The sequence below is a fragment of the Candidatus Cyanaurora vandensis genome (genome assembly GCF_013285555.1).
In the GTDB taxonomy this organism is placed as follows: domain Bacteria; phylum Cyanobacteriota; class Cyanobacteriia; order Gloeobacterales; family Anthocerotibacteraceae; genus Cyanaurora; species Cyanaurora vandensis.
Genome location: NZ_JAAXLT010000109.1, coordinates 1 through 11,356, shown reverse-complemented (window position 1 = coordinate 11,356; position 11,356 = coordinate 1). Strand labels below are relative to the sequence as shown.

11 protein-coding genes and 1 pseudogene are annotated in these 11,356 nt (G+C 54.7%); 5 read left to right on the top strand and 7 right to left on the bottom strand.

Annotation, left to right across the window (positions count from 1 at the left end):
* Window positions 1-278, bottom strand: a pseudogene (locus HFM78_RS07735) (hypothetical protein); the annotation flags it as partial.
* A 763-nt stretch (window positions 279-1,041) separates the two neighbouring features.
* On the opposite strand from HFM78_RS07735, the gene HFM78_RS07730 reads away from it, so the two are divergent.
* Both HFM78_RS07730 and HFM78_RS07725 read left to right on the top strand, forming a co-directional pair.
* Window positions 1,042-1,668 carry a YsnF/AvaK domain-containing protein gene (locus tag HFM78_RS07730; RefSeq protein WP_315861915.1) on the top strand — a complete coding sequence of 209 codons (627 nt, stop codon included), beginning with the start codon at window positions 1,042-1,044 and terminating at the stop codon, window positions 1,666-1,668.
* A gap of 83 nt (window positions 1,669-1,751) precedes the next feature.
* Window positions 1,752-2,213, top strand: coding sequence for a YsnF/AvaK domain-containing protein (locus HFM78_RS07725; RefSeq protein ID WP_287128854.1), 462 nt, complete (start codon window positions 1,752-1,754; stop codon window positions 2,211-2,213).
* A 12-nt stretch (window positions 2,214-2,225) separates the two neighbouring features.
* On the opposite strand, the gene HFM78_RS07720 is transcribed toward HFM78_RS07725, so the two are convergent.
* Both HFM78_RS07720 and HFM78_RS07715 read right to left on the bottom strand, forming a co-directional pair.
* The gene (locus tag HFM78_RS07720; protein ID WP_287128853.1) at window positions 2,226-3,491 is read right to left on the bottom strand and encodes a pitrilysin family protein; all 1,266 of its coding nucleotides are present in this window, start codon (window positions 3,489-3,491) and stop codon (window positions 2,226-2,228) included.
* The gene (locus HFM78_RS07715; protein ID WP_287128852.1) at window positions 3,488-4,726 is read right to left on the bottom strand and encodes a pitrilysin family protein; all 1,239 of its coding nucleotides are present in this window, start codon (window positions 4,724-4,726) and stop codon (window positions 3,488-3,490) included. The genes HFM78_RS07720 and HFM78_RS07715 overlap by 4 nt, the downstream gene beginning before the upstream one ends.
* A gap of 63 nt (window positions 4,727-4,789) precedes the next feature.
* Between HFM78_RS07715 and HFM78_RS07710 the strand changes: the two genes are divergently transcribed.
* Entirely contained in the window at window positions 4,790-5,680 is an 891-nt protein-coding gene (locus tag HFM78_RS07710) for a histone deacetylase (protein ID WP_287128851.1), read from the top strand.
* Here HFM78_RS07710 and HFM78_RS07705 read toward each other — a convergent pair.
* The gene (locus tag HFM78_RS07705) at window positions 5,677-6,678 is read right to left on the bottom strand and encodes an alpha-E domain-containing protein (protein WP_287128850.1); all 1,002 of its coding nucleotides are present in this window, start codon (window positions 6,676-6,678) and stop codon (window positions 5,677-5,679) included. The two genes, HFM78_RS07710 and HFM78_RS07705, sit on opposite strands and share 4 nt — an antisense overlap.
* A 292-nt stretch (window positions 6,679-6,970) precedes the next feature.
* Here HFM78_RS07705 and HFM78_RS07700 point away from each other — a divergent pair, with 292 nt between their 5' ends.
* Window positions 6,971-7,750 carry an EcsC family protein gene (locus HFM78_RS07700; protein WP_287128849.1) on the top strand — a complete coding sequence of 260 codons (780 nt, stop codon included), beginning with the start codon at window positions 6,971-6,973 and terminating at the stop codon, window positions 7,748-7,750.
* On the opposite strand, the gene tsaD is transcribed toward HFM78_RS07700, so the two are convergent.
* The 3 genes from tsaD to HFM78_RS07685 are packed head-to-tail and all read right to left on the bottom strand — an operon-like array spanning window position 7,739 to window position 10,430.
* Window positions 7,739-8,749, bottom strand: coding sequence for a tRNA (adenosine(37)-N6)-threonylcarbamoyltransferase complex transferase subunit TsaD (gene tsaD, locus HFM78_RS07695; protein WP_287128848.1), 1,011 nt, complete (start codon window positions 8,747-8,749; stop codon window positions 7,739-7,741). The genes HFM78_RS07700 and tsaD overlap by 12 nt on opposite strands.
* A complete protein-coding gene (locus HFM78_RS07690; RefSeq protein WP_287128847.1) occupies window positions 8,739-9,611 on the bottom strand; it encodes a carbon-nitrogen hydrolase in 873 nt (290 codons plus the stop codon). Before HFM78_RS07690 ends, tsaD begins: the two co-directional genes overlap by 11 nt.
* A gap of 27 nt (window positions 9,612-9,638) precedes the next feature.
* Window positions 9,639-10,430 carry a fatty acid desaturase gene (locus HFM78_RS07685; RefSeq protein WP_287128846.1) on the bottom strand — a complete coding sequence of 264 codons (792 nt, stop codon included), beginning with the start codon at window positions 10,428-10,430 and terminating at the stop codon, window positions 9,639-9,641.
* Window positions 10,431-10,721: 291 nt separating this feature from the next.
* Between HFM78_RS07685 and HFM78_RS07680 the strand changes: the two genes are divergently transcribed.
* Entirely contained in the window at window positions 10,722-11,156 is a 435-nt protein-coding gene (locus tag HFM78_RS07680; protein ID WP_287128845.1) for a photosystem I reaction center subunit II PsaD, read from the top strand.
* The last annotated feature ends 200 nt before the right edge of the window (window positions 11,157-11,356 follow it).

Below are 11,356 nucleotides of genomic sequence, written 5' to 3'. Positions count from 1 at the left end.
TCAATTGGGGCGACTTGTAGACTCGCCTCGCGGTCCGTGGCTGGCTTGCCAGTTGCAGGGCTTCTGAAAGCTTCTCCCTTCAGGGAGGAGTTGTTTACATTCGTCGAGAGGCCCTGCAAATAAGCCGAGAAATTATCCTTGATATCGTTAGGACGGCGAATCAGTTCATCTAACGAATATTCCAAAGTGTTATAGAACTTTTGTCCGGCGGCCCGCATCAAGAGCGCGTTGCGCGTCTGCTCCGGGACGACCTTATATTTCTGTGCCTCCTCGCGCACTGTCTGTCACTCTGCCTGCAATACACAATCCAGACGACGCAACAACGTACAAGGTAGGCTCACATCCTCGTAATCCTTGGCCTCATAGTCATCCTTAATCAGGTTAGCGATCTTCTAGAGAAACTCAGCGATTTCGGAATGGTTCTACATAAACTAGTTATCCACCAACACGTAACCAAACGCCACAGAGCTGTTCATGAACTGAGACAACGCCTAGACTCCTTGCCTAAATCTTACCAGTGCTGATAGGGTAAACGCGAATAGTCCCACAATGCACTACCGAGGTCCAGTCCACCTACTTATTATTAGCGACCTATGCCACCCTGTCAGTAACGAGCGTCAAGCAACAGTGTACGTTACAAAACTTCTTCAAGACTTACCCGCTAAACCTATCAATAGGCAGACCTAGCTCACAGCCACTCTGCAATACCGTTTAATAGTCAATGCATATCCTTATGGAAATTGCTGTTTTAATCCTCCAGCAGTTGACTTAAGGAAAGCATCTTTTTGGAGACAGAACATGCAAGCTGGAGACACGAAAGCCAACGTCAACGCCGTTGTTGCGGGGCTGTTTTATGATTCTGCAAGTACGCAGGCCGCGCTGACAGACCTACGTGCGGCTGGTTTTAGCCCTGAGACGATCGGTCATGCGTCAGAAATGGGTACGTCAGAAATGACTACCAAGAAGGAAAAAGGCGGCTTCCTGAACTCGTTGTCGAACTTTTTTGGCGGTTCGTCGCAGCCGTCCAGTTCTGCTCAGTCCATGTCTACCACTAGTTCTACTGATGTCCATAGCAGTTTGATCGGTATGGGACTAGATGCAGAGGATGCCCGTGAACTTGAGAGCCGTCTTGAAGATGGTGGCGTGCTAATCATCGTCCAGGCGGGTAAGAAGGGAATGGATGCCTTGGAAATCCTCAAACGCCATGGTGCTTCTCCGGCAGATATGGAACTTAACCATGGTTCCACCTCCACACAGGAGACGATGACTGCTGAGAGTCCGCAACGCCTCCAACTCCTCAAAGAAGTCCTCAAGGTCAACAAGGAGCGGGTCCAAAAGGGTGAAGTACGCCTGCGTAAGGAAGTGATCACCGAGACCAAGACGATGGATGTACCCGTCACCCACGAAGAAGTTGTCATTGAGCGGCGGCTGGTGACCGATGAGACGACGGCGACAGGTCAGATTGGCGACGATCAAACCATCCGCGTTCCGCTGACGGAAGAGCAAGTGAAAGTTGATAAGCGCGCCGTGGTGACGGAAGAGATTCTCGTGGGCAAGCGTGAAGTTGAGGAAACCCAAAAGGTTTCCGAGACGGTGCGCCGCGAAGAATTACGGACGGACAGCCAAGGCAATGTCATCGTTCAAGACTCCAAGCGCACCAAGCCCTAACCGTTCGTGATGTGGATGGCCCCTGTAACTGGGGGCCATCCACATCAATGTAAGTCAGCTAAAGCAACACAGAGGTTACAGCGATGAATCACCCTCAACCTGAGATCCAGTTCCCATTTGAAGATGGGACCGGACTAACCTCACCACCTACTGCATCCCAAACCGGGGACCCAGCAGAAGCTATCCCAGTGATCCCTCAGCGCATCGAATTGTTGGCTGAACAACTGGAAATAAGCAAAGAAAAAGTCGAGACTGAAGAAGTAATCGTCCGTAAAGAACCTATTACTGAGATGCAAACCATTGAGGTTTCCTTAACCCGTGAAGAGCTCGTGGTCGAATACTATCCAGCTACAGCAGATGGCCTGTCTGAGGTGCCAGAAGTTACCCGCTATCTGCTGAGTGAAGAGCAGTTCGTGATTGAGAAGCAGACGATTATTGCCGAGGAGATTTTAGTTAGCAAACGCAAGATTCAGCGGACCGAACAAGTTTCGGAGGAAGTACGTCACGAGGAGTTACGTGTTGAGGGTGAGGACGAACTCGCTTAGAACATGAGGCCGCTAGGATAGATGGGGTTTGGTGAGGTTGAGCAGTGCGGGTTCGCTAGGTCCGACAATCGTGACTGTGGGTCCAGGGGTGAAGTATTGACTCGCAACCCGTTGGACTTCCTCCGTCGTAATCGCCTTCACTCGTGGCGCGTACTGCTGGTCGTAATCCAACCCTAGCCCCAACACCTCATAGATGCCCCAAAGACGGGCAACCTGGGCACTGGATTGTTTGCCCAGGGCATATTGACCCAGGAGTTTATTTTGAGCCACCCGCAACTCGTCGGGGGTCAAGGGCGTATGGGCCAAGCGCAGAGCCTCCGACCGCAAACCATCTTCCGCAATGGCGAGGTTTTGCGGCGAAGTACCAATGTAGGTGATGAAGTGCGAAGGTCCCAAGCTTGTCGGGGTGAGGGCAGACACCTCGTAAGCCAGCCCCTGCTTTTCGCGTAACTCGACAAAGAGCCGACTTGATAACCCACTACCTAAATAAGTACTGATGAGCTTAAGGACCGGATGGTCAGGATGATGAATACCTACGGTCGGATAACCCAAGAGGAGCGTACTCTGCTGCGTATCCTGCGGTAAAAACTGACGGCTCTGCTGGCCTTGGACCGCCGTGAGGACGGGCAATGGACAGGGTACTGCCCGCCAATCGCCAAAGTACTGCTCCACTAGAGCCAAAACCGTGTCCGGTTCCAGATCCCCACTGATGCAGAGGACCAACCGCTCCGGGACACAACTCTCCCGGTGGAAGGTTTGCAGGTTTTCTCTAGTCAGAGCCGCCACCGTCTCAGCACTACCGAGGTCTAGGAAACTATAGGGATGGTCCGCGCCATAGAGTTGGGGGCGCAGGTGGTTATAGGCGACAGTGAAGGGTCGTTCCTGTTGGGAGCGAATGGCAAGCAGGGTATTTTTACGCTCTAGCTCTACTTCAATTTCGGGGAAGTCCGGTTCGCGCAGCAGTTGGGCGACTAGTGCTAAGAGACCCGCGAAATCCGGCTTGAGACAACTCAGCCCCAGCAAAAAGTAATCGGGATGGGTATCGGTCCCTAGACTGGCTCCCACCGCTTCTACTTTCCCGGCGATATCCTGGGAGGTCAACCCCGCACAGCCCTTGGGCAGGACTGCCCCGACGAGGTGGGCCAACCCCTGGGTCTGGGGAGTCTCCAGAGAAGCCCCACCCAGCCAAAATGCTCTCAGGGCAACGATTTCACCCGCTGTGGGCAGGACAATCAACCGGATGCCCCCGGTCAGGTTGGTCCGTGTAGGTTGGTTCATGGGGCTAAGAAGGTAAGGACTGAAGGATTGCGGCCCAAATATTGACGGGCAACCTGTTGGATCTGAGGCTCATCCAAGCTCACGAGGAGGTCTCGGTACTCCTGCACCTGTCCTAGTTGGCCGACGGTACTGTAGTAGCCATAGAGGGCGCAGGTCTGACTCGGGGTCTCCGTGCCAAAGACAAACTCACTGAGCAAAAGCCGACGCGCCCGCTCTAGCTGGTCTACGGGGATGGGCTCCTCACAGAGTCGTTGGACTTCTTCTCGGATCACCTGTTCGGTATCGGCAAGGTGTATACCCGGCACCTGTGCCCCAATCACAAAGAGTCCAGGGTCATGCTGAACAGAGAAGTAGCTATTGATATTGCGGACCCAGCCCTTCTCCTCACGCAACAGGCGCACCAACGTTGAGGTCCGGCCCGTAGTCAACAGCGTACTAATAAATTCCAGGGCAATACTATCGGCTAAATGGGTGATATCCGGTCCCATCCAAGCAATCAAAAGTCGGTTTTGTTGTAGCCGAGCCAGGGTATGCTCAACCCGCGTCGTGACGGGATTGAGCCGGGGGGTTTCTGGAAGCTCGACGGTCTCACTGCCTGTGAAAGCTCCCAAAGTCTCGCGCCCAATTGCCAGCAGAGTTTCCGTGGGTAGTCCCCCAGCTAGCACTAGGTTCATGCGCTCCGGTTGATAACGGGCACGATGAAAACTCCGCACCCAGTCGGCGGTCATCGCCATTAAATTCTCAGGCTCCCCGAGGACTGGACGGGCGTAAGGATGGTCACCGTATAAGGTCCGCGCTAGGGTCTGGTAAATCTGACGGTCAGGATTGTCGTTGGAGCGACGGATCTCCTCAAGAACCACTAAACGTTCTGCATCAAATTCCGTGGCCGGGACCGCTGGGTTACAAACCAAGTCCGCAAGTAGGGGCAGGCAGTCGGCTAAATCTTCACGAGCTACGGTGATGTAGTAATGGGTGAAATCCATACTCGTTGCCGCATTAGTGACCCCGCCCCTCGCCTCGACTAGGTAATCAAATTTACCGGGCGGCAATTGGTCGGTTCCTTTGAAAATCAAATGTTCCAAGAAGTGAGAAACACCCTGATACGCAAGGGGTTCGGTCCGGGCACCACTCCGCACCCAGAGGTCTGCTGTGACCACCGCTGCTTGGGGTTGGGGAATGGCAAGGAGCGTCAGACCGCTCGGTAATACTTCGACACCAGTAGGCTTTAGTTGCATCCTCCCATAGTAACTGCCTCGCTAACCCTGTGGGATAAGATGACGTCACCGATGGGCTGAGCGATGGTTGCGGTGGTCTACAGTGACGAATTCTTGAAACACATCACTGGACGGGTACATCCCGAATCCCCCGCCCGGGTCCAAGTTTGTGCCGAGAGTTTGCGTGAACTACCCAGTCTCCACTGGCTCGCCCCCCGTCCCGCCACCATGACCGAACTCACTTGGGTCCACAAGCTTGAGTACATCAACCTAGTCGCGGCGATGGCCCAGCGGGGCGGCGGCAGACTGGATGCGGATACCCCAGTCAGTCCCGCTAGTTACGAAGTTGCTCTGCTCAGTGCCGGGGCTTGGCTGGTGGGGATGGAGCGGGTTCTGGCAGGAGAACCGACGCTGGTGATCGCCCGTCCGCCGGGGCACCATGCGCGGCCCAGTACGGGCATGGGGTTCTGTATTTTTGGGAACGCGGCGTTGGCGGCTTATTTCGCGCTTCATCAGGGCTGTCAACGGGTCGCCATCCTGGATTGGGATGTCCACCACGGCAATGGTACGCAGGAGATGGTCCAAGCCGACTCCCGGATTGCCTTTTGTTCCTTGCATCAAGACCCCGCCTATCCCGGCACGGGCGCAGCCACGGAGCGGGGCGACCACGGCAATGTCCTTAATCTGCCCTTGGCTCCTGGGAGTGATGGGGCGGTTTATCGGCAGGTGTTTACGAACCAAGTAGAGCCTTTTTTGAGAGCCTTTGCCCCAGAAGTATTGATTATCAGTGCGGGCTTCGATGCCAACCGTGCGGACCCTCTAGCTCAAATGCTCCTGGAACCAGCGGATTACGGCTACTTCACCGAGCGTTGTCGCACCCTCACGGACCACATTTTAGTCGGGCTGGAGGGGGGCTATGACTTGGGGGCGACGCGAGATTCGATAGTGGCAGTGGCGAAGGCGTTGCTAGTTTAACTCTGCATACTCTGGCTCTGCCGTTGGGATTGGGACAGGGGGTAACTGAAATAGATGTGGTGGATCTGTTCGCCAATCTGATTGAGTTGAGTCTCCACTTCTTGTAGGTAATCCACCACTCCCTGCACCCCAATTTCTTGGGAAGTGGTGTAGGACAAATTGGCTTGGAGTCGTCCGGCGAACCGTTGGGCCTCATTGCCGTAGCCGAGTTCCTTGGGTCGGGCGAGGGCGGCGAGATCGGCTTGGACAGCGGCGACGGCAAACCGCACCGAACGCGGTGAGTCTGGGTGCAGGACCAATAGTTCCACCACGTTTTCTGGGACCAGGGTGGCGCGGTAGAGCTTCAGGTACATCTCAAAACAACTAACTGAACGCAGCAGTGAATTCCACTCCTGGGTCTGCAACATGCCTACGGGTTTAGTTTGCAAGTGGTGATAACGAACCCGCAAAACTCGTGCTACCTGAAAAGCCCGTTCCAAGAAACGCCCGAGCCGAATGAAGTGCCAGCCCACCCCACGCAACAGTGTCCCGTGGACCAACCCATCCAAGAGTTGAGCTTGGTCTTTGATGCGCTCATAAAAACTCACGGCCTGCGCGTCCCCCATCCCCTCCCAGTGGGTCTCGCGGACTTCTAGGTACAAACGGTTGAGGGCCACCCAGAGTTCGGAAGAAATCTGGTCACGGATACCCCGGGCATTTTCACGGGCCTGGGTCAAACAAGAGAGGATGGAGTTGGGGTTCTGGGGATTGAAGGTCAGGTAATGCTCAACTTGGGTACAGCCTAGGTCTGAGGAAGAGCGTTGATAGTTCTCCAGTTCGCCCGTCACCTCCAGGACCATTCCCCAGTTCCCATTCACATAATGGTCCAACTGAGTCTGATAGAAATCCGCCACCACCCGCGCATTGCTCTCCGCCCGCTCGATATAGCGGCCCATCCAGTAATGATATTCAGCGATCCGACTCAGCATAGAACCCACCCCGCGAGGTTTGGTTGGCATAGTCAATGATAAAGCTCCCCTGCTGTACGAGGGGAAAACGAAGCCCTCTCTAATTTCAGTTCATGAATAGCAGTCAGCGACAGGGCAGAACAGGGCTTCTAGATTGGGCATGGGCGGTTCTTCTGGGTTATTTGTTGGTACGCCAGCTTAGGGAACCGCCTGCCCTGATCCCGAACTCACGTTGATGAATGTTTTGAGTTAGCGACCGACCGGGGATTCCGATAAATATTTAAGGATACAATTGCGCCTCCAGGCAGAACAAGACCCTAAGTATTTACGTCATAACTACAGGATGTCCCCGGTTAGTACCATGCCCCTCGACCCTCTAGCAGTCATCAGTCAGCAAACGAACGCGCTCACAGCCCGTGTTGCCCCAGCCTTACGGGAAACGGCTGACCGGGCTTACTCGACCACCCGTCGGATTAACCACATCGTCGGCAAACAGTTGACAGAGTTGCGTCAAAACTGGCTCCTGCAACAAATCACCCAACGACTTGGGGCCAACTGGCTATGGGACTTACTTAACACCGTAGATTTCAAAAAAGTCCAAGCCACTGTCGAGAAAACCCGCCGTGCGTTACCGGGGGTGACTAACGCAATTGTGAGCAGACGCTTGGTCGAACAGAAATTGGTCTACGTGGGGGGCCTGGGTTTCGTCTCGGGGGTACTACCTTTCAACGTGCCCTTTATCGCGCTAGATGTCGTGGGGACCCTCAGGGCCCAGACCGAACTTTTATATGAAATTGCCTACGCCTACGGGCTCGACCTCAACGACCCCGCCCGTAAAGCCGAGGTGTTGTGGGTCTTGGGCTTGGGGCTGGGGTCTGAGCAACTCATCAGTAGTGGCCTCAAGGTTTTTGAAAAGACTGCTGTCCCCCGCCTGACCCCCATCCTCCTCGAACAGTTGGCCCGACTCATCAGCACCCAACTTGCTGAGAAACTGGTTACTCGTCTGGTGCCAGTGGTCGGGGCATCCTTAGGTGCAGGAGCTAATATTACCTTCATGTACCTGCTGGGTCAGACCGCCATTAATTTTTATGAGCGCGAACGGCAGACCCCGCTAGGTAGTTAGGTCATAGTTATCCAGACTGCATCGAGAGAAAATCTGGGCGTTTAATCCACTCACCTGACCCCGCCTCCACCGCTCGGCCCCAGCACAGGCAATCATCGCGGCATTATCTGTACACAAACTCAGGGGCGGGAAGATAAACCGCCAGCTTCGTGTCTGGGCTAGCTGGGCAAACCGCTCGCGTAACCGCCGATTGGCACTGACCCCGCCCGCCACCACCAGAGTTGTCAACCCAGTATGTTCAAGGGCGGCTTGGACCCGTTGCGCCAAGATTTCCGCCACCGTCCACTCAAAAGAAGCTGCTAGGTCCGCCCGGTCCAACTGTGGGTCCTTTTGTAAGAGACGGGCCACCGCCGTTTTGAGGCCACTGAAGCTCGTATCGAAGCGATTCTCCACCGTCCCACGGGGCAGGATGTAACGGTGGGGGTCGCCCTGGGCAGCAAGTTGTTGAATCGCTGGTCCCCCCGGATAGCCCAACGCCATCAGACGAGCCACTTTATCAAAAGCCTCCCCCACCGCATCGTCACGAGTCTGGCCCAGGGTTTTGTAGACCCCATGGTCATCCACCCGCACGACGCTCGTATGTCCTCCCGAGACCAAGAGACACACGAAGGGCGGCTCCAAGTCCGGCTCGGCTAGAAATGTGGAATAGAGATGCCCCTCTAGGTGATGGACCCCCACTAGGGGTTTACCGTGCAACAATGACAGGGTTTTTGCCGCTGTCACCCCCGTCAGTAAGGCCCCCACCAACCCCGGTCCCAGGGTCACAGCAATCGCATCCAGGTCAGCCCAGTCCGTCCCCGCCTGAGTCATAGCTTGGTCTAGGACCGAGTTAATACTCAAAACGTGTTCCCGCGCTGCCACCTCCGGGACTACCCCCCCAAACCGTTGATGCAGGTCAATCTGGGATGCGACCACCGAACTGAGGACCCGGCGGCCCACGACCACGGCGGCTGCCGTCTCATCGCAACTAGTCTCAATCCCCAAGACCCTAGGCCCCATCTAAGTACCTACTGGTTAGGGAACCGTAGCTCTCAATCCGGCGGTCCCGCAGAAAAGGCCAATTTTGACGGGTCTCCTCCAGCCGTCCCAGAGGGCACTCCACGATTAGGTTTTCCGCCTCATGGTCACTCCCCCGCGCCATAACTCGACCAAAGGGGTCACTGACAAAGGATTGTCCCCAGAACTGCAAATCGCCTTCTTGACCTACCCGGTTGACCGCCGCCACATAGACGCCATTGGCAATGCTATGTCCACGCTGAATCACTTCCCAGGCCGCGTGTTGGTCCTCGTTGAGTTGTTGATCCTGACTGACATGCCAACCAATCGCCGTGGGATAAAAAAGGACCTCTGCCCCCGCCAGGGCCGTGAGCCTTGCCGCCTCTGGGAACCACTGGTCCCAACAAACCAAAACCCCAACTTTGCCATGGTGGGTGTCGAAGCATTTAAATCCTAAATCGCCAGGCGTGAAATAGAACTTCTCGTAAAAGCCGGGGTCATCGGGGATATGCATTTTGCGGTACTTCCCGAGATAAGCTCCGTCTGCATCTAGGACCGCCGCTGTGTTGTGGTAGACCCCAGGGGCACGCCGTTCAAATAGAGAACCGATGATGACAATTTGGTGATGACGGGCGACCTGAGCCAGCCGCTCGGTCGTAGGACCAGGAACGGGTTCAGCAAGGCCAAAACAAGCTGTGTCCTCGCGCTGACAAAAATACTGAGAGCGAAATAATTCCTGTAGACAGATAATCTGGGCACCCTGCTGAGCAGTGGCTTCAATCTGTTGGATTGCCCGCTCAGTGTTGGTTGCCAAATCGGAACCACAGGCCATTTGAATCAACCCCAACTTGACCGTACGTGCCATGAACCTACCCGGCGGGATACATTTCTATCATAGAGAACGGCGACGACTGACCACCGCATGGGCCAGAGCCAGCTTGTACCAGGGTAAGTACGGGTACTCGTGGTGTTCCCAGTGGTAGCCGAAGTGATAGCAACTGAGAAAAGACCAGAGGGGCGAAAAATTGTTACTCATGGTCCGGTGGCGGTTGGTATAGCCCGTGACTGGACGACGGTGAGGCAAAAAGATCCCGAAATAAAATAGTTGCACCGAACTCAGGACCAGGGGTCCCATCCAAAAAAGTAATAAATTTGCTACGGGTACTTGACCCAACCACATTAGCCCATAAAACACCCCGTTAATCCCCACAATCATTGGGACACTCTCGCGGCCCTTCAAGTAGTTCCCCATGAAACAGGCATACCAGGGAAACCAGCGACGATGTTCACCCATATAGAAATCCGGGTCCTCCGCCGTAGCCGGGGTGCGATGATGTTGCCAGTGCTTAGTGCAGAGCTTCTGGTAGGGCAAGAGCGCGTAGAGACCCACGGCTAGGGTACCCACGGCGTCGTTGAGCTTACGGTTCGCTCCATAGACACTTCCGTGCATTGCATCATGGGCCGTGATAAAAAGTCCCGTGTGCAAAAAGACCCGCCCAAAAAACAACGGTACCAACCAGAACACTGGGACCGCGACCAAATCCAACTGTAAAAGCCAAACTAAACTCACCGCCCACAGCCCAATCACTGTAAAGGCAGTGACTAATCCCCAAGGGGAATCGGGATGGCTGGGCGGTAGATGGGGGGATGGCGGGACTGTCTCTCGAATCGCATTCAGCACCATGTCAGCTTCATCCCTGTGCAGCGTATAAATCCCGGTATCCTTCGACAAGATCACGGAGCTTGTTTATGGGCTAGTCCTCGGTGAGGTTTGAGCCACTAGTAAATCTTAAGAGCTTGACCGGGAGGACCTGTCCATCGTAAGTAAGGAATCTACCCCTTCCTCTAGAGGATTTACAGCGGTATAGCTCTCTCTTAATAGTTTGCAACGTTTTGTAATTTAAGTTAAGTCCTCCTTGGTAAATAAATTTACGTCCTCCGTTTACCATAAGGTCAGAAACCGTGAGGTATTGGTATGGCGACGACAAACCCGTTACCCTTGGGTGCCAGCACACCCATTTTTGGGGGTAGCACTGGGGGCCTGCTACGCAAGGCTGATGTGGAAGAGAAGTATTTAATCACCTGGGCGAGCAAAGAAGAGCAGGTCTTCGAGATGCCCACGGGTGGAGCAGCAACGATGGTGGCGGGTCTCAACGCCCTCTATCTGGCCCGCAAGGAACAGTGCCACGCTTTACATCGCCAATTGATCGCCAAATTCAAAATCCGCGATGGCAAGATTTATCGTGTCTTCCCCGATGGCGAACAAACCTTGATCTTCCCGATGGATGGTGTACCCTCCGAGAAGGTCAACGCCGGTCGTGAAGCCGTGGGTTATGTCCCCCGCAAGATTGGCGATAACCCTAGCCCCAGCCAAGTCAAGTTCACAGGCCAATCTACCTACGAACCCTAAATTTAGTTTTTCTGTGTAAAGGTGCCTGACTCAGGCACCTTTTTTGTGTGTAGTCAGTCGTCCGTAGTAGTTGTAGCGATAAAAAGTGGGTCTGGACTGCAGTGGGTAAGGGCCAGCCAGGGAGCTTAGCCTGGGTTATCGGCGACCGTAGGGCTGCCACGTTGGTCAAATTATGGAAACACATTAAAACTTGGGGGAGC